Source organism: Clostridium sp. UBA5712, assembly GCF_002419845.1.
Classification (GTDB): Bacteria; Bacillota; Clostridia; order Clostridiales; family Clostridiaceae; genus Clostridium_J; species Clostridium_J sulfidigenes.
On record NZ_DIGW01000011.1, the window covers coordinates 481736 to 507316 of the forward strand.

General features: G+C 28.6%; 21 protein-coding genes. 2 read left to right on the forward strand and 19 right to left on the reverse strand.

Annotated features, from left to right (window positions below; translation table 11 throughout):
* Window positions 1-13: 13 nt before the first annotated feature.
* From B3B03_RS08550 to B3B03_RS08575, 6 genes are all read right to left on the reverse strand, one after another.
* Entirely contained in the window at window positions 14-1696 is a 1683-nt protein-coding gene (locus B3B03_RS08550; protein WP_346877001.1) for a glycoside hydrolase, read from the reverse strand.
* The gene (locus tag B3B03_RS08555) at window positions 1686-3554 is read right to left on the reverse strand and encodes a glycosyltransferase (protein WP_346846462.1); all 1869 of its coding nucleotides are present in this window, start codon (window positions 3552-3554) and stop codon (window positions 1686-1688) included. The genes B3B03_RS08550 and B3B03_RS08555 overlap by 11 nt, the downstream gene beginning before the upstream one ends.
* A gap of 47 nt (window positions 3555-3601) precedes the next feature.
* On the reverse strand, window positions 3602-6172 hold the full coding sequence (locus tag B3B03_RS08560) for a polysaccharide deacetylase family protein (RefSeq protein ID WP_346877002.1): 2571 nt from the start codon (window positions 6170-6172) through the stop codon (window positions 3602-3604).
* A gap of 288 nt (window positions 6173-6460) precedes the next feature.
* Window positions 6461-6775, reverse strand: a complete 315-nt coding sequence (locus B3B03_RS08565; RefSeq protein WP_346877003.1) for a cupin domain-containing protein — start codon at window positions 6773-6775, stop codon at window positions 6461-6463.
* Window positions 6776-6814: 39 nt separating this feature from the next.
* On the reverse strand, window positions 6815-7540 hold the full coding sequence (locus B3B03_RS08570) for a permease (RefSeq protein ID WP_346877004.1): 726 nt from the start codon (window positions 7538-7540) through the stop codon (window positions 6815-6817).
* On the reverse strand, window positions 7537-8019 hold the full coding sequence (locus tag B3B03_RS08575) for a permease (RefSeq protein WP_346877005.1): 483 nt from the start codon (window positions 8017-8019) through the stop codon (window positions 7537-7539). The genes B3B03_RS08570 and B3B03_RS08575 overlap by 4 nt, the downstream gene beginning before the upstream one ends.
* Window positions 8020-8117: 98 nt before the next feature.
* On the opposite strand from B3B03_RS08575, the gene B3B03_RS08580 reads away from it, so the two are divergent.
* Complete coding sequence (locus tag B3B03_RS08580) at window positions 8118-8777, forward strand: Crp/Fnr family transcriptional regulator (protein ID WP_346877006.1); 660 nt, start codon at window positions 8118-8120, stop codon at window positions 8775-8777.
* A 41-nt stretch (window positions 8778-8818) separates the two neighbouring features.
* Here B3B03_RS08580 and B3B03_RS08585 read toward each other — a convergent pair whose 3' ends face one another.
* The 7 genes from B3B03_RS08585 to B3B03_RS08615 all read right to left on the reverse strand — a co-directional run bounded on the left by B3B03_RS08585 (window position 8819) and on the right by B3B03_RS08615 (window position 15915).
* A complete protein-coding gene (locus tag B3B03_RS08585) occupies window positions 8819-10021 on the reverse strand; it encodes an ABC transporter permease (protein ID WP_346877007.1) in 1203 nt (400 codons plus the stop codon).
* Window positions 10022-10693 carry an ABC transporter ATP-binding protein gene (locus tag B3B03_RS08590; RefSeq protein ID WP_346846455.1) on the reverse strand — a complete coding sequence of 224 codons (672 nt, stop codon included), beginning with the start codon at window positions 10691-10693 and terminating at the stop codon, window positions 10022-10024.
* Between the two features lie 2 nt (window positions 10694-10695).
* Complete coding sequence (locus B3B03_RS08595) at window positions 10696-11907, reverse strand: efflux RND transporter periplasmic adaptor subunit (protein WP_346846897.1); 1212 nt, start codon at window positions 11905-11907, stop codon at window positions 10696-10698.
* An 82-nt stretch (window positions 11908-11989) separates the two neighbouring features.
* Window positions 11990-12388 (reverse strand): hypothetical protein, encoded by a 399-nt coding sequence (locus B3B03_RS08600; protein ID WP_346877008.1) that lies wholly within the window; start codon window positions 12386-12388, stop codon window positions 11990-11992.
* A gap of 157 nt (window positions 12389-12545) precedes the next feature.
* The gene (locus tag B3B03_RS08605; protein ID WP_346877009.1) at window positions 12546-14570 is read right to left on the reverse strand and encodes a glycosyltransferase; all 2025 of its coding nucleotides are present in this window, start codon (window positions 14568-14570) and stop codon (window positions 12546-12548) included.
* A 173-nt stretch (window positions 14571-14743) separates the two neighbouring features.
* A complete protein-coding gene (locus tag B3B03_RS08610; RefSeq protein WP_150844549.1) occupies window positions 14744-15541 on the reverse strand; it encodes a DNRLRE domain-containing protein in 798 nt (265 codons plus the stop codon).
* A 74-nt stretch (window positions 15542-15615) separates the two neighbouring features.
* Window positions 15616-15915: a hypothetical protein gene (locus B3B03_RS08615; RefSeq protein WP_150844550.1), complete on the reverse strand. Its 300-nt coding sequence runs from the start codon at window positions 15913-15915 to the stop codon at window positions 15616-15618.
* A 304-nt stretch (window positions 15916-16219) separates the two neighbouring features.
* Between B3B03_RS08615 and B3B03_RS08620 the strand changes: the two genes are divergently transcribed.
* Entirely contained in the window at window positions 16220-18028 is a 1809-nt protein-coding gene (locus tag B3B03_RS08620; protein WP_346877011.1) for a tetratricopeptide repeat-containing glycosyltransferase family 2 protein, read from the forward strand.
* Between the two features lie 66 nt (window positions 18029-18094).
* On the opposite strand, the gene megL is transcribed toward B3B03_RS08620, so the two are convergent.
* The 6 genes from megL to B3B03_RS08650 form a co-directional block, all read right to left on the reverse strand.
* A complete protein-coding gene (gene megL, locus B3B03_RS08625; protein ID WP_346846451.1) occupies window positions 18095-19291 on the reverse strand; it encodes a methionine gamma-lyase in 1197 nt (398 codons plus the stop codon).
* A gap of 274 nt (window positions 19292-19565) precedes the next feature.
* Entirely contained in the window at window positions 19566-20813 is a 1248-nt protein-coding gene (locus tag B3B03_RS08630) for a sigma 54-interacting transcriptional regulator (protein WP_346846450.1), read from the reverse strand.
* Window positions 20814-20919: 106 nt separating this feature from the next.
* On the reverse strand, window positions 20920-21648 hold the full coding sequence (locus tag B3B03_RS08635) for an HAD-IB family hydrolase (protein ID WP_346846449.1): 729 nt from the start codon (window positions 21646-21648) through the stop codon (window positions 20920-20922).
* Window positions 21649-21926: 278 nt separating this feature from the next.
* Window positions 21927-23453: a hypothetical protein gene (locus B3B03_RS08640; RefSeq protein ID WP_346877012.1), complete on the reverse strand. Its 1527-nt coding sequence runs from the start codon at window positions 23451-23453 to the stop codon at window positions 21927-21929.
* Entirely contained in the window at window positions 23446-24942 is a 1497-nt protein-coding gene (locus B3B03_RS08645) for a hypothetical protein (protein ID WP_346877013.1), read from the reverse strand. The genes B3B03_RS08640 and B3B03_RS08645 overlap by 8 nt, the downstream gene beginning before the upstream one ends.
* A gap of 307 nt (window positions 24943-25249) precedes the next feature.
* Window positions 25250-25519: a DUF3343 domain-containing protein gene (locus B3B03_RS08650; protein ID WP_346846446.1), complete on the reverse strand. Its 270-nt coding sequence runs from the start codon at window positions 25517-25519 to the stop codon at window positions 25250-25252.
* Window positions 25520-25581: the final 62 nt, after the last annotated feature.

The window sequence follows — 25581 nt, forward strand, 5'->3', positions numbered from 1 at the left end:
ACACCTCTATAATCTATAAATATTTAATAAACCAGTCTATAATTTTATCAGTAAAATTTCTAAGGGAATAAAATATACTATCAACTCCCTTTAGTGAGCTGTCATACAATTCATTATCATTAACATCAGTTATCCTAAACTTTTTAAATACACCATCATATACATCATCTGCAATATTCCTTTGACTATATCCATATTCTCCCCATGCAGACTCTAAATAAACACTTCCCTGATTCTCATTAGTTACATCCAAATCTTTAGCTATATTAGTACCATCAATGTCTATACTAATTTTATCATTAACTAATGTTATATCAACCTTTCTGCTCCCCCCATCTCTTATATCAAATTTTTCTTCTTTATTTTTACTTAAGTCTAGTGAGAATATGACATTAGAACTACCTTTTGAATTTTCAATAATACTTATTACATTATTCATAAGTCTAACACATAAACTATCACTTTGATCATCATTAGCTCGCAAATAAATACCTTGAGAACCTATTATATTCCCATTTAATATTGTTGACACATTAACATCCTTATAAGTATCACTATTTAAAAGTTTAAGGATACCTTTTCCTTCTGATAAAGATGTTAATATAATAGTATCATCCTTAAACTCCGCTTTTCCTGATACCTCTTTAAATTTACTTGCCTTTTCTTTATCTCCAACTACAAATTCAATATCCTGCTTCGTATCATCCAAAATTCTCATTAGCAAATGATTGGTTGACCAATAGGACTGTGGTTGAATTCTAGTTAAATCATAGATTGAACTATCTATTGTATTTAGCGAGAAACCTTCCCTATTAAAATTCATATTAAATAACTCTTTAATCCATTTACCATTTATTTCGCTTACCTTGTCATTAGTACCAAACTGACCTGTATTAGAATGCATTAAGGCATATAATTTAGGCACTTGACTAATTTCCTTAGTATACACTTTAGATAAAGCCTTATAGTCACTATCAATACGCTGTTTCATTTCTTCATAGGACTCTTTGGGAATATTATATTCATCTCTAATATAATCCATTAAATAGTGATTATAATCTCTCTCCATACTTGAAGCTGATTCTGCAAACTCAACTGCATTTAAAATACCTAAGTAGTTTGAATCTTTATCAAATGCATTTATGTATTTAAGTCTATACCCATTTGTACCTAATTCCCAGTAAGAGCTATCTACTAACTCTAATAGCTCATTAGAACTTAAAAATTTCGAGTCTTCCTTTTCAAATTTATCAGCATAAGTTAGCATAGTTGCCTTTAAATTGTATTCTTCTATAATTTTCTGAGAAAATATTGCTGTATCTCTTCTTCCATCTTCAAATAGTAAAAATAGTGATTTAGTTGGTAATGCCTTACCTTTTAAATAATAATCCACTACATCCTTTTGAGTAATTGTTACATATCCGTTATTTTTTAATGCTTTAAGCTGTTCATCCAATCTTTTGGTACTTATTAAGGTATCATTTCCTGCTCTATCTACACCAAAATATGATACTGCAATGAAGCCACTATCTTGATTATTACTTACCTTATATGAATTGTAAGGCTCATATACAGAGAATGAAAATAAAGCTTTTATAATAGCTATTAACAATATAATTAAAATAACTCCTTGTAATATACCTCTTGCTATCTTAATCCTATCTTTCTTTTTAGGAGAAAAAGTATTACTTTTCATTGTTTTTCCCTCCGTTTTTCTTAAACTTACTGGAAGTAGTTCTCTGTTCCTTCTTCTTTTGAGCCTTTATATCACTGGGAGTCATTCGCGTGCCCCATGTGGACTTCCAAAAGGTTACCCATGCAATAGGCATCTGCCACAATAATACTGCCTCATAATAAATGCAAAATACCATACCAAAAACCCATGTAGTACTTTTTCTAAGAAACATTTGAGCAAAACTCATCATTAAAGCCATCATCAATATTCCTACTAAGAAGGTTGTTGGAAATATCTTATGGATAATTGGAACATAAATTAAGTTATATGTAACAACTATTGGAGCAACAATAGGAACTACTACACCCATATAAAAGAATACTGCCATAAAAGGCTCCTTTTTCCACATAAATTTACCTGCAATTATTGATTCTCTTAGCCATGAACGCTTCCACCTCATTTGTTGCTTAAGAAATATTTTATATTTATTAGGTACAATGGTAGAACAGATAGCTGTATCTTGATAACTTGTTCGATGACCTTTTAACACAAAATTAGTCATAGCACGATCATCTCCAAAGGTTGCCTTCTGACCTAAAAACCTTTGATTTAACCATGCATCCATATTGTCTAGAATTATTTGTTTTTTATAGCAAGCTAATGGTCCTGATAAACAGGTAACAGCATCAAAATAAGCCTCTGCTGCCTTCATAATTCTAAAGGCTATGTAATAACGCACTGATTGCATCTTTGTTAATACATTAGTGTATGTATTAGCTACATCAGTCCTTCCTGATACGCCTCCCATTTTAGGATCTTTAAAAGGTTGAACTAAATTTCTTATAGCAAAGGGATCTAAAAAGCTATCTGAATCAACAAATACAACTAAGTCATGTTTAGCTTCCTTAACTCCTCTGCATAAAGCATCCCTTTTACCTAGATTATTTTCTTGCACAAAATATTTTAACCTGTGTTTTGTTTCAAATCTCTCTGCTTCACTACTTAACCTCTCAATAGTTTCTTTAATTTTTTCTACAGAATTATCATTAGAACAATCATCTACTACTATAACTTCCAGCTTGTCTATAGGATAATCTTGATTTATGCAACTTAGAATTGTTCTTTCGATCCACACTTCTTCATTAAAGCAAGGAATAATAATAGTTACTCCAGGTGTATAATCCACATCTATTAGCATAGGTTTATATAACATTCCAAATAAATATCTGCTAAGCAAAAATACTGCTGCAATAATACTATAAAGGTATATCCATTTATTAAATTTAAAATATATAATACTTTCTGCACGCATTAATATAATAAATAATGTAATAAATAATAAAAGAAAACTAGAAGTAACAAGTACATATCTATCTTTTTTTCTACTTGAATACTCTGACAAAGTTTCTGTAAACTCTATTCCACAGATAATTTTTCCTTCAGATGTTATAGAATCTCTAACTTTTTCACCTTTAATTTTCACTTTCATTTCATAGCCCTCAGGCATAGAACCAGGTAATATTTTAAATTTTAACTTTATCTCCTCAGCATTGTTTATTATATTTAATTGTGTTTCATCTTTTAATTCTAACAAAAGCCCCGTGGTAGAAATGTCTATAGATTTTACTAATAACTTTTTATTTCCTTTGCTGCTTTTACAAACAACTTCCACATCCGTTTTCATTACATATCTTATACCAGCATTCTTACTCGTTATAAAACCACTAGGGTCTTCTTTATGGTTATCCAAAAGTTGATATCCCCTACGGTCAATATTATCTCTAATTTCTTCCTTATCAGGAACATTTGATAATAACCGTCTATCTTTACGGGGATTTAAAAGGACATCACGGGTTTCATCTTTTTTTATTTTTTTCATATAGTATCTAACCTCATTTTTAAACTCCTCATATGTTACAAAAATTATTATTCTAAATAATCGCTTAGCTTTGCAATTTTATACTTTGTTCCGTAAACTCCATTCTCATTATTAGTTAAGAAAATATCTAAGGCTTCTGCTGTATAATAACTTTGATTGTTCATGTGCATTACTATAATATTCCCTCTACCTTTGATTAAACTTTCTTCTAATGAATGAACAATTTCTTGGGAAGAACTACTTTCATAATCATGAGTTGAAATATTTCCATTAATAGAATATTTAAATCCACTTTCAAATACCTGTGCTAGCCCTTCCTTTTTAACAAGTAAAGTTGGTGGTCTAAAGTATGGTCTTAATGAATTTAAATCACCTATAACATTAGCCATAGCATCATAGGATTTAACTAAAGAAATCTCCAATTTATTCTTGTTTGTATCTAAAGTTTCATGATTATAGTTATGACTTCCAATATCGTGACCATTAAATGCAATGGTTCTAAGTAAATTAGGATTAGCATTAGATACATCTCCGTTAGTATCAATGTACTTTGATATTACAAAAAAGCTTCCTTTTACTTTATGTTTATTAAGTACATCTAAAATCTCATTAACCACAGGATCTCCTCCCCAATCATCGAAGGTAAAGAATATTACATCTTCACCATTGGTATCAATAGTCCCTGTCTTATCCATTAAAACCTGTTCCTCTTCATTTAAATCACTTAAATCCACATATTTATTACCTATGTAATTAGATTTCATCATAGATAAAGCTTCTTCATAAGACCTCCTAATTAATGAGTTAATATTATTCCCCGCCATCCTATATCTCCCTAATTGAGAAGCTGATTCCACAGTATGTTGCAATTCACTTAAAGTCTCAACAGAATAATTCAATGGCTTTTCAACTAAAATATAGGATTGTGTTGCTTCATTATATTTATTGGCATGTCCATTTTTTACATAATTAGAGGTAATTAATTCAATAATATTTGCTACAGTATTCTTATCTTCAAATAAATCTGAGTCTAGCCTAAAGTAAACAATCTCACCTTTTCTTAATGACATATAGGTATTTAAATTAAGATAATCCCTTACAACTTCTTCTGCATTCATGTTTTTATATTTATGATTAATAGGAGATTTAGAATAAGTAAACAGTTCATAACCCTTAATACCATGAATTTTATTGATAACAGATAAAGCTTCTTGAACCTCAACATCAACATAACCATATCCAGGCATGTATGCTTTAGTATTTACACCAATCTTCCTTAATAAATTATCTACTTCATATATTTCTTTACAAATCTCTTCTGTAGATTTGTCTAATAAACTTGAGCTAACTGTTATTCCTCCATTGCCAATTTCATGACCTTTCTTTAATATGTTAGCAATTCTATCTGGATACTTTTCTATTTCATCCTTAGTGACAAAGAAAGTTCCTTTAGCCTTTATTTTATCTAAAGATATTAAAACTGAATTTAATGCAGTTTCATTACCTAATCCTCTAAAGGTATAGGATAATGCTTTTTTAGTAGTGTAAAACTCTGAAATGTTAGGAGCCAGGTTACCATTATTTTTTTCTATTAGCTCCTTAAAATTCACTAAATCTGAAGAATTTTTTACTTCACTATTTCCTTGTGAAGTATTTTTTTCTTCTTTATAACTTTCATCTATATAAATCTCATCTTTATTTGACATATTTTCAGGTGATGAAGTTTCATCATCACTTTTCATTCCTACTAACTCATTCACTTGGACAACAGTTATTTTCTGTTCATCTATGGCCTTCAACAACCATTCTACAATTTTAACAACAGTTATTTCTTCTCTTTCATCCTTAGTAGATTCATCTATCCCTGCTTCTTTGTCTATAGCTGGCTTTTCCTCTTCTATTTCTCCTTCATATTCAAAATCATCAAGAACACCATTAACCTTAATGGAAATAATTGTGCCCTTATCTAATTTATTTACATAATTCTGAGCCTGCCCATAATCCTTGAAACTTTGATAGCTAAGATAATGATCACTGTGAACCACATATTTATTACCTGAGGCGTATGCTGCCTCTAGGACTTCATCAGTGTATGTGGTAGATTTACACTTTAGTAAATTAGATTTCTCCTTAATTATAGTTTCTATTATCTTATTACCACGGCAAAAATCAGTAATTAATTCTTTCTGAGATAACTTTTCCATATACCTAGTATCTGAAAGAGTTTCACTTCCTACTACATGCCCTGCTTTTTTAATGTCTTTTACTGTGGTAGGATCTTCTCCAGCTTTAATACCTGGAATAAAAAAATTTGCTTTTACACCATACTCATTTAGTAACTCCACTATTTTTCCCATGGTATTAGCATCACTAATTCCTTCAAAGGATAGAGCTAGTACATTAGAAGAGGTTTTTACATTAGTTATAACTTCAGCTTGTTTTTTACTACTTAGTAACTTTAATGCATCCTTTATCTCTGCTGATGCATCATACTTATTTTTATCATTTTTAATCATATTTTCAGTATGATTATTCTTAGTGTAACTCTTATATGTAAAGGCTCCTAATCCTACAGCCACGGTTATAATTATTGTGACGATAATCCAATTTTTTTTCATATTATTTCTTCTCCATGTATTTAAGACTTTATTTTTATTTTAACTTTAATAATAACTTATTTCAATAAACAATAATTATTGATTATTGAAATGATATACAATTATACCACAATATTTTATTTTGAATCAATATACTATTAATTAGATTCTGTTGAAAATTACAGTAATAGAATAAAAGCTATTGAATATTACATTGAATATTCAACAGCTTTTTTAACTTATTCAATTATTTATTTTAAAATCAGTAAATTATATATATTAATTAAAATCTTTTACCCTATTGTGTAATTATTTAGATGGAGCAGGTGACTTTACCACAGTTAATTCTAAAATTTCATCATGTTTATTACCAACATTCATCTTAGTTTTAAATGGTATTTTTAATAAAGTGCCTTCTTTGTATTCATGAATTTCTTGGTCATCTAATCCAATTGATAACGTGCCTTTTAGTACAGCCATATATACATTAGAATTTGAAAAATGCTCTGGAAGTCCTTCTCCTTTATTAAATATCATGTGTAAGTAATGAACATTTCCATCTGAAATAAGCATTTCAACTGTTCTACTATGGCTGTTAGTCATTTGATAAATTTTTTCAACCATTATAAATTCCCCCTTTATATCTTTATCTTTTAGAATATATTATTTATACTTAATTGCCTTTGCAGGACATTTATATATAGCTAGTTTAATCTTTTCACTTTCTTGTGATATTAATATATTTTTATTTACCTTTGCTTTTTTATTTTCTAATATAAAATCTTCTGATGCTATCCTTGTACATAATCCACAACCAATACAAAAGTCCTCTTTTATAATTAGTATTGCATCTTCCTTTTCTATAATATCTTCTTTAGGTAATTCTTCTTTTTTAACAAATCTTGAAGTTATAATTGCCATTATAATAATAGATATTGTAGTTAAGCTCCATCGAATCACCATAAATTTAGGACCTAAAAACTTAGATTCATTTGCTAGCATCGGAATCTTAATTACTGCCCAAGCACTTAAGATTATTACCATATTTGCTATGCTGGCACCCTTTTTTATAAGCATCTTACATACAGGAAAAGCTGCATAAATAGGACCTGCTGAAAAACTACCTAGTAAAAAGGAAAATATATATCCTTTAACCCCTGAACCTTCACCTAGTGCATTTTCTATAGTTTTTTTAGGAACCCATCCCTCAATGAGAGATGTTAGTAGAAGTATTACTGGCATTATTATAAGCATTTCTTTCACATAATATAAGCTATTATTTAAAGCCATAATTCCTTTATCCGGCATAAAAATCAATAAAAACAAATAAGCTAAAATAACAAAAGTTAATAACATATTGTTTTTTACTTTTTTAATAATTAAACTCATATTATCACCCCCATGAAAAGTGCTATAACCACAGCAAATATAAAGCTTAATGAGTTTCTAATTAATGCAAACTTAACACCAAATTCTCTTCTTTCAAGAGGAAATGTAACAAAACCAACCATGGTAAGAGTTGTTAAAAATGCCACTATAGGAACTATACTAGCTCCCGCATTTACTAGGGAACCTACTAGTGGAAAAGCAACAAAAGCTGGTATTAAAGTGATGCTTCCTACAAATGCAGAAATAATTGTAGAAATAAAAATATTAGATTGCCCTAAATAATATTTAATTGTATCTGGTGGAATGAATGTAAGTATTAATCCTATAAGAAAAAGTATTCCTATAATTTCTCCTATCATGCTTTTCATTATTCCCGTTGACATTTTAATGGAGTTAAAAGTTTTCTTTTTATCTTTAATTATGGACCAAATAAACCAAGTCAATGTAATTGCCCAAAGAATTATTGTGAAAATATCCATTTTATTTTCTCCCTTCAACATCTTTACTTGTATTATAATTTGTTTTAATATTATAATCAGTTACTAAGGTAACTAATTTTGAAAAAGGGGAAATAATAATGATAGATTTTATTTCTGTTCTTGAAAATACAGAATTATTTAAAGATATCTCTATGAGCACTATTAATCATTTATTTGTACAAGATTCTTTCAATATAAAAACTTATAAAAAAAATTCCGTAATTTATTTTCAAAATGAAAAATGTGTTACTTTTGATATAGTCCTGAAAGGAATTGTCTCTGTACAAAGCACTGATGAGAAAGGAAACTATATCTCAATAAGTGATTTTACTATCGGAAGTGAACTAGGAGGAAATCTGCTTTTTTCCCATAAAAACTTTTATCCAATGATGGTTCTAGCAAAAACGGAAGTAACACTTATACACTTAAAAAAAGATTTAGTTTTAAGTCTCTGCCAAAGTAATACTACTTTTTTATCTAAATTTCTTCACTCCATCTCAGACAAAACCTTAATTTTAACAGATAAAATAAAAACACTTTCTCTTAAATCTATAAGACAATGCATAATTGACTTTCTAATGTATGAAAGCTATGTTCAAAAGAGTAATACAATTAAACTAGAAGTAACTAAAAAGGATTTAGCAGAAAAATTTGGGGTACAAAGATCCTCATTATCCCGTGAATTAAATAAAATGAGAAAAGATGGGTTAATAGAATACGATGCATTTTCTATTACAATAGTAAACCTTGATAAATAGATAAGTGGTAGACCTTTAACTTAAAAAGTCCACCACTATTTTTATTTAAGTATATCAATGGTATTTGCACTAGCAGCCTTATTGGCAGGAATTATACTAGATACTATACCTATAAATATGGAAATTCCTATAGCTACAGATGCAGTAAATAGACTTGGTATTATTGCCATGTGCATAAAATAAGATATGATATTAGCAATTATTATTCCAAATACATATCCTATCACTCCACCAGTGACAGTAATAACTACACCTTCTACTAAAAATTCTCGCTTTATATCTTTTCTTCTGGCTCCTATTGATCTCTTTATTCCAATTTCTAAAGTTCTCTCAGAAACAGAAGTATAAACCATGTTCATAACACCTATTCCTGCAATAAATAATGATATACCAGCAACTCCAGCAATAAATAAAGTTAATGTATTTAGTACTGAACCCATCATTTTTATTATTCCGCTAGTATCCATTACCATATATTCTCCTTCAGCTTTTTTAGAGCCTTCCTCATTAAGGACGTTTTCTATATCCTTAATAGTATCCTTAACATTTACTCCATTAACTAAGGTAATACTCATACCTTGAACTACATCACTGGAAGGGAAAAACTTATCATAGGTGTTCTTTGGAATTTGAATATCTGGTTTAAAGCTAAAGCTAAACTCCTCATCTTCATCAGATTCTATAATACCTACAATTTCAAAGGTAATACCCTTTAAGGTTGCAATACCTCCAATTAACTCTTCTTTCTCTTCAACCTTATCACCAATTAGGCTTTCTCTTAATACTATGGTTCTTGTTGAATTTTCATTATCTTTTTCACTTAAATTTCTTCCTATAATCTTTGGAGAATCAGTTTTTTCTACCTTTGAAGCCATTCCTTGAATGGCAGCTCCCCTTACTTGTAAATCTACAAGCTCACCATATTCATTGCTAGAATATATATATTCTACTGATTCAATTCCTTGTAATCTTTCTATAGCTCTTTTATCATTATTATTAAAACTATTTCCTGCAGCATTAATATGTTCCTCATTTGACGGAGTAAACATTGCATTTAATACAACTTTACCTTCGTTTTCTCCTGTAAAGTCTTTTATAGTTTTATTCTTATACCCCTCCCCTAATGCAACTATGGTAATTACTGCTGCTATTCCTATTATTATACCTAACATAGTTAAGAAAGATCTTTTTCTATTTCTTATAAGATTTCTTAAAGCAGAAAAAATTAGAACACTAAGCTTCATCTAAAATTCTCCTTCCTTAAGCTCACCATCGAAAATAGACATTATTCGATTAGCTTGTCTTGCTACATTTACATCATGGGTGATTAAAATTATAGTAATTCCTTCATCATTAAGTTCTTTAAACATACCCATTATTTCCTTAGATGTATGGCTATCTAAAGCACCTGTAGGCTCGTCTGCAATTATTATATCTGGATTATTAATTAATGCTCTAGCAATAGATACCCTCTGTTGTTGTCCTCCTGATAATTCAGTAGGATACTTATTTATTTTACTCTCAAGATTAACCTTTTTTAATAGTTCTACAACTCGCTTCTTGGTTTCCTTTATTCTATGACCTCTATAAAGCATAGGTATTTCAATATTTTCTTTTATTGAAAGCCTTTTTATAAGGTTAAAATCTTGAAATACAAATCCTATCTTTTCATTTCTAAACTTACTTAAAGCATCATCTGAAAAAGAACTTATATTTTTATCTAAAAATGTGTAACTTCCATCAAACTTTTTATCCAGCAATCCTAATATTTTCATAAGTGTTGATTTTCCTGATCCAGAGGGTCCCATTATTGCTAGAAACTCACCCTTATTTATCTCTAAATTAACATCCTTTAATGCCTGAAGAGTTTCATCCCCAGTAACATAAAACTTATTTATGTCTTTTAATTTAATCATAATTATTTGCTCCCTTCTAGTACCGTAGAAGGATTTTTAATCAACCTATCTCCTATCCCTATAGCTCCATCTAATAAATAATACTTATCATTTTCTAAAGTTGCTTTTATTTCTATATCTTCATAAGATTCGCCTTTTTCCTTAAGTATATGTATCTTAGAATCTTTTTCATATACATAATCTTTAGGTATTTCTATTCCTTTGTAATTGCACTTAACCTCTAAGCTAAACCCTATTCTGATACTCTTTTCTGGTTTTATGTAAAAATTGTATCCTGTTGTAGTTCTTCCTGGTTCTTCAATAGGTAGCTCGTCAATTTCAGTTATAGTACCTTTAATATATTCTCCACTACTAATAACCTTTAACATTACTTCATCATCTATTTTTAAATTCTTTACATCAAATTCAGAAACTTCTGCTTTAACTAAAGGCTCTTTAGATATTATTCTCATATAGGCTACAGTTGGGTCATCTATACCCTTGCTATTTACTTTCACTACTCCATCTATATCTGCAACTATATCTTTACCTATTTTTTTCTTTAAAGTATCCCTTTCAGTTACTATTGACTTGTTTCCCTCTTCATAACTTGCTACTTCAGTTTCTATGCCATTAACTTGATTCATTAACATTTCTATTTGTTGAGAAACTTCTAGTTGCTTACCTTCAAGGACATCTTTTGTTTTCAATAATTCATTATATTGACTTTGAGCTTCTTTTTCTTCTGATGTACTAAGCTTAGATATTTCACTCTTAACTTTATTTAGTTCACCACTTATTGCATTTAAATCTCCTTGTAGCTTATTAATGCTTGTGTTAACTTTATCCTTTTCCTTCTTCACTCTAGATACTTTGCCATTATTGGAGGTTATTTCCCTATCATACTGTGCTATTTGATCTTCAACTGCAGTATTAAGATAAGAAAATAATACATCGCCTTTCTTTACCTCTTGTCCATCTTTAACTTTAATATCTTTTAATTCTCCTTGTGACTTATCTACTATAATGATTTGCTCATCACTTATAATACTAATACCATTAAATTTTAATGTTTCTTCTCCCTTGATTTCATAACTATCTTCATGAGTAATTGTTGTCTCCTCTTTTGGTCCTTTTAACTTTATAGCAATTATTACTGCTGAAAGTATTATAAATAATACTACTGCAATGACAATCAGTATATACTTTTTCTTCTTTGAAAGATTGAAATCCATCTTCAAATTCTTCACTCCTTGTCCTATTCTATAATAAATAAAGAAGATAGAATCTATCTTCTTTATTTACTATACACTAATTTTATACATTCATTGTATTTTCTGCTTCTTCATTATATTTAATTTTCTTAAGTAGGCTGAATACTATTAGATATGCTATTACAATTCCTATTATTCCTGAAACTACAGTTAACCAACTAAAAATTGGAGTTGCAATTAATCCTATTAAAAAGCAAACAGGTTGATATACTGCCAAAGCATATACTGCCATCTTTTTCCACATGAAAATTCCGATAGTAATAACTAAAAGTATTATCCCAGATATAATTGAAAATACTACCATACCATTGCTAAGGGCAAGCTCTGGAAACATTTGAGCTGTAGTCTTATTTGTAAGTGGAGTAAAAAGTGACCCAATTCCTCCAAGAATGTAAAGTACTAACACTAATGTGGTCCAAAATCCCCTTGTCTTTTTTTCCATTTTATAATTCCTCCTTATATAATTATATTAAATAATTTCTAATACTATTTTAGCAGAAATCTATACTTTTTTGTATATATTACTTAAAATTACTATTTTTATACCTAAAAGTATGTGGAATTAAAAACTATAGAATTTTTTATGCTATTTCTATTTACTAAACACTTCCTAAATCTTCGACTTCTTTTTTATATTTATCATATAACTCTTTTAAATTAAGAAATTCATTTAGAAAAGCTCCTCCATGCTTTAATTCTTCATCAATATACTTCATCCCTTCCTTTGCAAAAACAAAACAATATTTTACTATTTCTTCTTTAGCAACATTACACTTTATATATTGGGGTATTGCTTTCATATTTATATGATTTTGAATTTGATTATAATAAAATTGAGCTATTACATAATTTTTTAGCTGGTCCCTATCCTCAAATTGACTCCATTTAATTTCAGATGCATATACTTCTTCTTTAAAATTTTTAATTATATAATCGAATATAGTAACAGATGAATCTATTCTCCTTTGTAAGTTATGTGATAAATTATTTGAATGAATTCTATAATTTATTACTGCACCATCTACTTTTCCATAATTCCAATTATATTTTATTAACTGCAGACAATTCAATGTATCTGCAGAAAAATCATTGTTTTTATAAACTATCCAATTTATTTTATTGTCCTTAAAAAAGTTCAATCTATGAAGACAATTCATAGGTATAATACCAGATGCAGATTTAAAAATACGTCCAATGACCTCCTCTTTAGAATGAACTTGGTAATTCCATTGCTGAACTATTATATTATCCTCATTCACTATATTAAAGTCACTAAATACATAGTCCTTGTTAGGATTTTCTTCTAAATACTCTACAAATTTATAAACAGCATCCCTTTCTACAAAGTCATCACAAGCAATCCATTGAAAATACTTCCCCTTTGCGTTACTAATAATTTCTTGAATTCCTTTTGATGCTCCACCTGAGTTTAGACTATGATAAATTCCGCGTATATTTTTATGTTTTTTCTCATAATTTCTAATTATTTCATCAGAGCCGTCTGTTGAACAGTCATCTATAAGTAAAATTTCTATATTAGGATAGGTTTGATTTATAAAAGAATCTACACATTTTGATAAGTATTTATTACCATTATAATTTGTTATTCCTATAGTAACTAATGGTTGCTCAATCATTGAAACTTTTTTTATTTCAGATAGAGTTATGAATAATGCCTTTAGTTTTTCTATTTGATCCTGCAACTCAAAATCATTCTTAACAAAACAATTATACTCTTGAGAATCATATTTACTATCAATTACCATCTCAAGAGCATCATTTATTGTATTCCAAATTAAACACTGAGGATATATTTCTTTTGCACCAACAAAATTATGGATTATAGGTTTTATCCCTTTTGCCATAGCTTGCATAACACTAATGTTTTGTGATTCTAAAATACTTGTACATAATATATAATTTTTATCTTCTAGCCATTTATCTAGGTTATCCTGCCAACCCTCATAAACTACATTATTTTCTAATTCAAATGCTTTTATCATTTGATTAAAATACAAAACATCTCTAGTATCTTGAAATTTACCAGCAATATATAATTTGTATTGGCTGTTTTTATCATATATAGCTTTAAAAGTATGAAGCAATAGCATAGGTCCTTTCTTATAGTTTATATAACCTACATACGCAATATTAAACCCAGGTTTTCTATCTTGAAAAGTCCATTTAGGAATATCTATACCATTAGGAATTACTATGGTTTTTTCTTTATCAATATTGAAATTATCAATAGTAAAATTCCTTATATGTTCTGCTACAAATATGATTTTATCAACATTTTTCCAGTAAACATTACATGGATATTCAGTAAAGGATTCATAGCTGTGTATTCTACATATAATATTCTTTTCTTTAGCAATGCTAAGTTTACTTCCATAGGATATTAATTCATCACACCACTCAAACCAGCATATATCGGCACACTTCATCCCTTCATCAATTTGCTTTAAATTTGTTACCACTATTTTTTTAGTCACATAGTCATGAGATAATCCATTAATAATATCTTCTAAAAAACTATCTAGCCCTTGTTTTACAAAAAAGACAATATTTTTTCTATTACTTTTCTCAGAATCAACTCTCATACTACTTACATTTTCAACCATACTATTGCTCCTTCATTATTATTATTAAATATAGTAAGAATAGATACTTATTCTATTGATAACCTATCCAATAAAATCTCATTTATCTTTACCATATCTTATGTTAATTAGTAATCATACAGTTTTATATTAATTTGAACAAAAGATTACTAATTATAGTAGAAACTAATAATCTACTCCTTATATGAACCATAAAAGCTTACAGTCTCTATATCTCCTGGATTTTCCTTTGGTACTATAGCCATATTATAGATTTTATCTACATAAAGAGGACTACTATTTGATAAATTGTTATATTCATCAGTTATATAATAATTATCTGTATGTCCAGTACCACTTCTTGTTACTCCAATATTTACTATGGCTACATACTTTGAATTCTCTGCAACAGTTCCCTTGACATTTACCTGTCTTATAGTGCCTTCCCCTTTGTTACAACAATTGCATTCCTTACAACATTTACACTCGTCGTTTATAACCACTTTCAAAAATGGAACAAGATATCTATCCTTACATATTGAAGAACCAAATTGTGTAAGAATGCTATTACTTCTATCAAGTAATGCTATACCTCTATTACTTAATTTATTCTGTAACCATAATACAACAAAATCAGTTAAATCCACTGTTATAGCCACATCTGAAGTTATTGGATGAAAATTTTTTTTAATATTGATATCTACTTCTGGTCGATTATTGAAAGTTGTATAAGTGCTGAAATAATCACATAGGGGGTATATTGAAAATATTTTCCTACAATCATTATAAAAATTATTTGTCTTAAACAATACAAGTTCTGCACTAGAAATTGATGCATTACTTGGTATACTAGAAATATCAAAAAATAGGTAACTAATATAGTTGTGTATACCATCACTACCTACAGTTATAGTAGGTTTATTCATATTTCCGTTTATCAATTTACTGGTTACCGTAAGACTCTTAGTAGCATAAATTATTATATTTGACAAATTTGTCACCTCTTTTTTAATCCATTAGTTTAAAGCATGGAGCAATAAATTGCTCCATGCCATTATAAATAGTTCTAGATGGTATATGACCATGCAGTTACTACACCAGTAGATTCGTCAACAGTATCACCTGTTATAAATTTTGGTACAATTGACAAAGTATAAGAGGTATTAACAGCTAATGATGTTCCATTTGCTGTATTATCATAAGCAATTACTCTATAAAACGATCTATCTCTTCCTGTTGAAACAGCGTTTGTAACATTAAGTCTAATGGTTAAATAAGCAAGACTATTTCTAGCAACAGTGCCTGTAACTCCAACAGAACGAGGTGTACCAGTTTGAGGAGTATCAAAATCAATTGTTAAAGCCATAAAATTCATCCCCCAAATTTTTTTAGGATTTTGCTCCTGATATATTATATGACCTTATATACAAAATGTGATTTTAAATTTATTATCCTGTAATTACTTTTCTAAATACAAGTATAGTAGTTATACTTTTTCTCCTTCACTCTATTTTATTTCTCACAAATAGAACTAAATATTATTATATAAATAGTAATGTTTACTACAAGAACAGTTCATTAAATTTTTACATAGTATATATGGTAAAACTAATAGAATATTTTATTTATTCAACAATGAAGGTTTTATTTAAAAGAGGAGATAATATATTATGAAAAATGAAGTAAGCTTGTGTATGATTGTAAAAAATGAAGAAAACTATTTGCCAAGCTGTCTTAACAGCATTAAAGATATTGTGGATGAAATTATTATTGTTGATACAGGGTCTACGGATAAAACTGTAGATATTGCCAAAAGCTTTGGGGCTAAAGTTTACTATTTTCCTTGGCACAATAACTTTAGTGAAGCTAGAAATGAATCACTAAAGCATGCTACCAAAGATTGGATACTCATATTAGATGCAGATGATGAATTATCCCCTAAGAATCAAGAAAACTTGAAAGATTTACTATACAGACAATTAGATGAAAATGCGATTTACTACTTTGAAACATTAAATTATTATGGAAATATCGTTGATGATAATTCAATAACTATAAATTTAAATCCTAGACTATTTAAAAATAACCATGGAACTCACTATGAAGGAGAAATTCATAATCAATTAGTATACTCAGAAAACAAATATAAAGCAATTTATCAATTAATGCAAATTAATCATTATGGATATATGACTAAATCAATAGAATCTAAGAATAAAAGAAATAGAAATATACCTATTTTAAATGATCAAATAAAAAAAGACCCCAATGATTCCTTTGCTCACTTTAACCTCGGTACTGAATACGCAGCATTAAACGATAATGAAACTGCGTTAGAACATTACTATAAATCCTATGAGAAATTTGACCCATACAACGGATATAGTTATTTACTAATATTTAGGATAATTTTCTTAAACTATAAAATTAAAAATTATGATACAGCTTTTAAGTTCATAGACATCGGTATTAAGCATTATCCTAAATTTACTGACTTATATTTTTTAAAATCTCTTATTTTTAAAGATATGAATATGCCTACACTTCAGATAAAAGCTCTTAAAGAATGTATTGAGCTAGGTGAAGCACCATCTGAATTAAAATGCTTATACGGAATAGGAAGTTTCAAGGCATACTATGAGTTAGGCAATGCCTACTTCGCACTAAAAGACTATGATGCTGCATACAATTATTATATTGAAACACTTAAATCAAAGTCAGATTTCCTTAATCCCTTATACCTTATTGGAGATATATTAAAATTCAAAAATACCCCAATGGATAACTTTAAAAGGATTATAGAAGATCTTATTTCTAGTTCTCCAAAATCTAATCATATTATTGCAGATTTGTTTTATAATGAAGGACTCTATGAAATAGCATTGGAATACGTAGAAAAATGTGAACTATCTGAAACTATTACTGAAGAGCTGGTATTACTTAAAGCTAAATGTCTTGTAATGTCTGGTTCCTTTACCAAGTGTATTGACATGACCAATATAGTTGATGATAATTCTTCAAATTTATATTTTTCAATGTACAAAGTTATAAGTAGTGTATTAACTAATAATTATGATAAGGCGTTATCCTTATTATCCAATTTTAAAGAGGATTCCTTATTAGGTCACAATAAAAAACTATTAGAAGTGTATTCACAGTTTTTAAAATTATTTACCAAAGAATCCACCACTCTTTTATCCGAAGATGAAAATGAAAGGGAATATCTTGATATTATTCTAGAAATATGTGAAATATTGCTTATAAATGATAAATATGACGAACTTAAAATAGCTGTACACTTACTAAATTTAATAAATAATAAATTTGTGATTCTTAATCTAGGAAAACTATATTTTAAACATGGATATATTGAGCATGCCAAAAAAGAAATCATTAGGTCAATAAAAGAATTTGAAGTTTATGATAGTGATAGTCTAGATATATTGCAATATTGCATTAATAATAAAGACGTCTCATAAATCTATATAATTAAAGACTCCCAAACGTTAATTTAGGAGTCTTTATTAGTTCTATACTATACTATATTATAGTATACACTTTAATGCATTATCTAAATCATTTATTATGTCTTCCACATTTTCTAGACCAACAGCTATTCTTATTAATCCATCACTAATACCAGCCATTTCTCTTTCTTCTTTAGTGTATGGTGAATGTGTCATTGATGCTGGATGTTGAATTAAAGTTTCAGCATCTCCAAGACTTACTGCTATTGTACAAAGCTCTGTACTGTTTATAACTTTCTTACCTTCTTCGATTCCACCTTTTACCTCAAAAGCTATTACAGCTCCTGGTAAAGACATTTGCTTTTTAGCTAATTCATATTGTGGGAAGCTTTCTAAACCTGGATAATATACTTTTTCCACTGCATTATGTCCTTCTAAAAATTTAGCTACTTTCATAGCATTTTCACAATGTTTTTCCATTCTTATTTCTAGAGTTTTCATACCTCTAATGATTAAAAATGCATCAAAAGGACTCAAGCTAGCTCCTGTCATATCCTTTACACCAAATAATCTAACATTTTTTATAAATTCTCCACTTCCAACTACAAAACCAGAAATTACATCTCCATGACCATTTAAGAATTTTGTTCCTGAATGAATTACTACATCAGCTCCAAATTCTAATGGTCTTTGAATATATGGAGTACAGAAAGTATTATCAACCATTACTATACAATCCTTATTTTGGTGAGCTATCTCACTTATAGCTTCTATATCTGCAACTTCAAGGTTTGGATTTGCTGGTGTTTCTAAATAAACTACCTTAGTATTTTCTCGCATAGCCTGTCTTACTTCTTCAAGATTGGTGGTATCTACAAAAGTTACCTCAACCCCATATCTGCTTATTCCATGATTCAAATAAGCATAGGTACATCCATAAAGAGTTTTTGCTGCTACCACATGGTCTCCAGCTTTTAACACTGTCCAAAATGCTGATGCAACAGCTCCAATGCCAGACGCTGTAGAAATTGCCGCCTCTGCACCTTCTAGCATTGCTAACTTATCTTCCAATTGAGTATTTGTTGGATTTCCAAGTCTTGAATATATATATCCACCTTCTTCAAGAGCAAATCGTCTACCACCTTGCTCTGCAGATTCGAAAGTAAAGGTTGCTGTTTGATGAATAGGAGTAGCTAAAGCACCAAATTGATCCTTAACGTGTCCACCATGAATTGCTCTAGTAGCAAAGCCCATTGTTTTTAAATTATTCCCCATTAATTTGACCTCCCAATATAAATTATTTTTACAATAATATATAGCAATTCTAGTGCCAAATTAAGGATAATTTAAGTGATACTTAGATCTAGGTGAATATAGTTTTAGACAAAGCTTTAATAACAAGGAAAGGAGAATCTCATTTATTTTTATAATATGTAACTCTTAATATTTATACTAATTTAGTGTAAATATATCTTTACTTATCAGAATTTTTTGTAAATGTTTTTTTACATCTGTAAATTAATTTTTACATACTTTAATACAAAAACACCTACATTTTTATATGGTACTTATTAATTTTATTCATTATTGTAGTATGAGAAACTTTAAGTACACTTGCAGCTTTTCTATAACTCTTATAATTATCTATAGTTTTTTTAATAATTTCTTTTTCACATTTCTCCATTATATCTTTTAATGGTAGCTGCAAATATTCATCAGATTTTTTATCTATAATCTCTTTAGGTCCATAGCTATAAATATCATTCTTAAAATTAATAAAAATATCCTCTGCAGTTAATATGTCACCTTTGCATAAATTCATTGCTCTTTCTATAACGTTTTGTAACTCTCTAACATTTCCAGGCCAATGATATTTCATTAACTCGCTAATGAAATCAACATCAGCGCCCTTTATATTTTTATTTAATTTATAATTTAACTTCTCTATAAAGAACTGTACAAACATCGGAATGTCCTCTAATCGTTCCTTTAATGTTGGAATATACATAGGAACTACATTTAATCTATAATATAAATCTTCTCTAAAAGTTTTATCCTTAATCATGTTCTCAAGATTCTTGTTAGTTGCAGCTATGATTCTTACATCTATGGATTCTTCTTTATTACTACCAATTTTTCTAATTTTCCCTTCTTGTATCACTCTTAATAACTTTGCTTGAATAAACATAGGCATTTCTCCTATTTCATCTAAAAATAAAGTTCCTCCACTAGCTTCTTTAATAATACCATCTTTTCCCCCTATCGTTGCACCTGTAAAGCTTCCTGGCTCATATCCAAACAACTCACTCTCTAATAAGGTTTCTGGTAATGCTGCACAGTTAATAGCAATAAAATTCTTATTACACCTAGGGCTTATGTCATGTATTGCCTTTGCAAAGACTTCCTTACCCGTACCACTTTCACCTCTTAATAACACCGTTGAGTTACTCTTTCCAATAGTCAAAGTCATATTTTTAACTTGCTCTATTGCCTTGCTTGTACCAATTATGTTCTTGAATTCCCTATCCTCTATTGAATCTATTATGGCTTTTAACTTTTTTTCTTTCTGTTCATAATATAATAAATCCATTTCTTTAACTGAAATAATATCTTTAATATTACAAATCTCTTTCATTAGTTCCTTCTTTAACCCATCTTCCATGTCCTCAACCTTTACACATACCTTTTGAAAAAACACTTCCATAGAAATCAAGTTAATTTTCCTATTGTAAATTTTCTCTAATATCTCTACTGTAATTCCCAATCTATCTCTTGTAATTATCTCAAATCTAATCATACAAATCCCCCTTTTGTAAGAAAGTACTATGTTTAAAAGTGGCGTTACAAGACTTCTATTGTAACGCCACTTAAGCTATCCCTTAAAATATAAAACTTTATTTTACTTAGATTAATTCTAAATTATTAATATCTAATTTATAAATGACATCTTTTCGTTCCACTATAACATTGATTTTTTTCTTTACTTCTTCATTTTCTATTATCTTTGAAATAAGCTCTTTAGTTGGATTTATAGCATATGGATTTCCTACAGATTTAAACATAGTTAAATCCCCAGAAGTATCTCCATAAGCATAACTTTTACTTAAATCTATATCATATTTTTCTTTTAACTCCATTAAAGCATTTTCTTTACTTACAGAATCCCACATTGGTATAATTTCACCAGTATATTTTCCGTGGTCATCGGCTTTATAAATGGTACCCCTAAAATCGTCCATTTCATATTTCCCTGCCATCTCTCTTACAAGCTCTATGGGAGATCCAGAAATAGCAATTACAACATGACCTTGTTCCTTATGCCATTTAATTTTATCCCTAGAAAATGTATATACCCTATCACCTTTCTGATTAATCACATTTCTAGCTATATGTTCTATATGTTCTTTACTCAAACCCTTAGTTGCCTCAATATAAACGTCAATCATTTTAAGTAAATAGGTATCATAATCCCCTTGTCTAATATCCCACTTGGAAAAAGCTGGCCTAACTTCATTATACCATTTATCTTCTTCAACTAACTCATATTTTATTATTTTCTTAAAAACTTCTGTTATTAAACCTTCTCTATAGATAGTTCCATCTATATCAAAAAATGCTGCAATCTTTCCCATATAAAGCCCTCCTTAAATGACACTTCAACTCTACACTTTTGTTAGTAGATTTACTTCTTCAAATAAAAATAAGAAGAAGTTTCCATTATAATATTTTATCTACAATAACATATTTATGATTTAAAGTCCAGTATTCATAATAGGGTTCACTAATTTGGATTTTACTAATCTATTAAATAAATCCGTCATTTTCTATTATTATAATAATTAAATATTTTATACAAAACCTACATAATAAAAGGCACCCTTTTGTCAATGACATTTTATTAGGAATGCTTTTAAATTTCATCATCTAGTAACCATTTAATCAAAGAAAATCTCACATGTTTAGGAATTTTATTTTCATTTTTTGTTTTAGCTTCTTTTAGATTAGATAAATTCTCGACACTCTTAACATTCATTTGTTGTTTTAAATTTTCATTTTCTTTTTCTTTTTCATCTAATTTCTTTTCCATTAATATTTTTTCTTTATCCTTTTGTAACAGCATCTGCTCTAAACAACTATTTTTCTTTTTTAATACATCATTATCATACATATATATATTAATTTTCTCTTTTTCATTGTAAAATTTATATTTCAAATTTGATATTTGATTTTTTTCATACTGCATATCCTCTTTCAATGTTCTTAATTCTTCATAAGTCTCTTTAAGCTTTAATTCTAATTCTTCTTTTTCTCTTTTAAGTATTTTAACTTTTGAAAAATAATTTTTTAACTCCTCCTTTTTAAATGTAGAATTTTCAACCTTATGCTCTAGGTTTTTATTATTCTCTACTTCAGTATCTATTGAATTTTCTAAAAATTCCGGCAAAAACATTTGTTCCTGTCCATTAACATTCACTACATATATCTCATTAATAAAATAATTGTTTTGTTTATCTTCTATATTTTCTTGATAAAATACTTTCTTAGGCAATATCTTATCAAAATGCCTGTACACTTGAGGATTGCTAAAATTTTGTCCACAGTCTGCAGAAAAACATCCATAAAGCTTGTTATCGCAAATCCACAAAGCCCATAACACCCTATTATATAATATTAATGTGCAAGAATTAATATTTACATGTTGAAACAGTATAGTATTTTTTTGCAGCCCTGCTTCCTTATACTGGTAAATCACTCTATTAACATGATCATCTTGAGTAATAAACAGATAGTGCTTTATATTTTTTTCTACACAAAAAGTAAAATCTATGTATGGTAAGAGAGACATGTGTATAACTTCTTCCTTTCCCCATCGCCCTTCTACAACGTGGAAATTTCTAGAAATTAATTGATATACTCCAGCTACCATAGTGTTTAATAAGATTATATTAGATTCACACGCTTGGCAAGTACCATACGGAAACTTAGAGTAACATTCTAAATTAGCAATTATTTGCGGTTGAGTCCATAACGTTCCATTTTCAGCAAATTGATGAACTAATATTTCTGAATAAGTATGTTTATCTACTACGTTATATAGTAAATGAATATCCTTGGAGCAAAAAAAAGCTCTAATCCGTATAGGTGTAATTACATCATACTTCATATGGAGGAGAGTTTTATGCGTCCATTCTTTTCCTTCCAATGTAGATAAAATAAGATCGCCACAAATATCCTGACAGAAAACATGAATCTTCCCATTCCACTCCTCCAAAACATAAAAATATTCAAAACTATCTTTATAAATGCTTATCTTCTCTGACCACTCATGATTCATAAGTATTTGATAATATATGCCTTGGTTACTATCATAACAAAACTTTAGTAATCTTCCATCTTTCTGCTTAACCAAAAAACAATCATATTTTTCGTTAGTCATCTTTCTTCTCTCCTCTACAACCTTCACAGTCTCTACAAAATGGAATAAATACTATTTCTTCTACAATTACCTTTGTTGAAATCAAAACACTAACATCAAACTTCAAACTGTTGTTTATAATTACTGGAGTGCCTGTTAATTTAGCAAAAGAATTGATTACAAATTCTACTCCCTCTTGTTCTGCATATGCGGGTATATATAATGTCGCTTTTTGTGTTCCCTTAATTTTTCCTTCAACTATATATTTTTGTTCCCGTTCATCTTTGCATTCTATGTAATAGGGAATATAAAAATCATATTGTAGTATTGAGTATTTTTTTCGACTATCTATAATTTCTCTATTCTTTGTTTCTTTTACAATTTCACACTTTTTAAATACAATTTCTTCCACACTTATAATTTTTTCACCTTTTGAAGATACTTCATTTAATACCTGTGGAAAGATTATTTTTTCTTGATAGGTAGATATAACTTTTTTTGCTAATATAGTGGTTACATTTTCTTGTTTTTCTTCATCTTCACACTCTGCGAAAATAAAAGATTCTTCATCTACTTGAAATTTATTCTGAGTAACCACACCTATATCGTATGGAATACTATTATTCTGTACAAAAGTAAGAGTATCTAAAATAACATTATTAGAAATATCAATCCTTTCAAATACCCCTTTCCCATCATTACTTATACTAGTTACAAGTAATGTTTTTTTATCAGGAGATAATTTAATTCTTTGTAATTCTGGTAGAGTAGTTTTTATTGTTGCTATACTTTCTCTTTTTAAGATATCTATAACTTCAATTCTATGCAACCCACTATTTGCTACATATAAAAGAATCCCGGCCTGATCTAAAGATGTAATATCAGACCCTTTTGGGAAATCTATATATGAAATATCCCCATTTTCAAGATTCAATATAGAGACATTGCCCATATAATTTCCTTTATTAATTCCTTTATTACATATATAAATATATTTTTCATCTTCTCCAATAAGAATACAGCTAGGCGCAGTCCCAACATCTTTGTACACTTTTATCAATTGGAAGTCTGATGTATCATAAACATTTATTTCATTCTGAAAAATGTCCAGTACAAATAATTTCTTCTTCTCCTTGTCAAGTTCTAAACTATCTGCAGCCATAAACCCTTTTATGCAACCAAGCTTTTCACCAGATCTTAAGCTATAAATACATACTTCCTCAGTATCACAGACATAGATTTTCTGAGCTATGAAATCTACTTTTATATTACCATTGTTAGTAATATTCCATGTTCTATTTGAATCATATAAATCCTCAATAAGTGTAACTTTACTATTTCTATCACTAGCTATATACACATTGCTTTTTTCATCAACAATAATACTTAGAGGCCTTGGACCAACATCAATCTCTTTTATAATACTATAACTATCCCCATCAATTATAGATACCTTTCCTGTTCCTAAATGCGATATATAATAGATGATTTTCTCTCTTTTATTAAACATAGACTCGCCTTCACCTCCTCCTTTACTAATAAATCATATTGTGCCATCAGTAAATCTTTATATCATTATTCTAGGTCTATTATATAATTTATCTTAATATTCAATTTTCACTTTTCAGCCTATATAAGTGATTTTAATTATAAATTAATCCAAATAATAACTTAAAGAGTGATCGGTACTAAAACTATATAAAAACTATTTTTGATTCTATTTGAAGTTAGTTTCCGAGTTCACTCTTATACTAAAAAATATGCTTTATGCTTGCTTATTATGCAATATAAATATAAAAAAACTAACCAAGCAAATATTATTCAACTAATTCATAAGTTTGGCTTTTTCCTTCTTTAACAATCTTATACATACTAGTTGGGTAAATATTATTTCTTTGTAATTCTTTTTGTATAGCTTCCATATCTATTTCTTTAAATTTCACTGCTTGAGTACAACTAATATTAATTTTATTAGGAGCAGTAACAAGTTTTACCGCTATATTTTTTCTAACTAAACGCTCGTAAATATATAGCGCCCTGTGATGAGAAGTAAAGACCATGATATAATCGTAATCTTCTATTTTCATATTATCACCTCTATTTTGTGACGCCTTAATTTATACAGGCTCCTTACTTTATTGTATGCTTT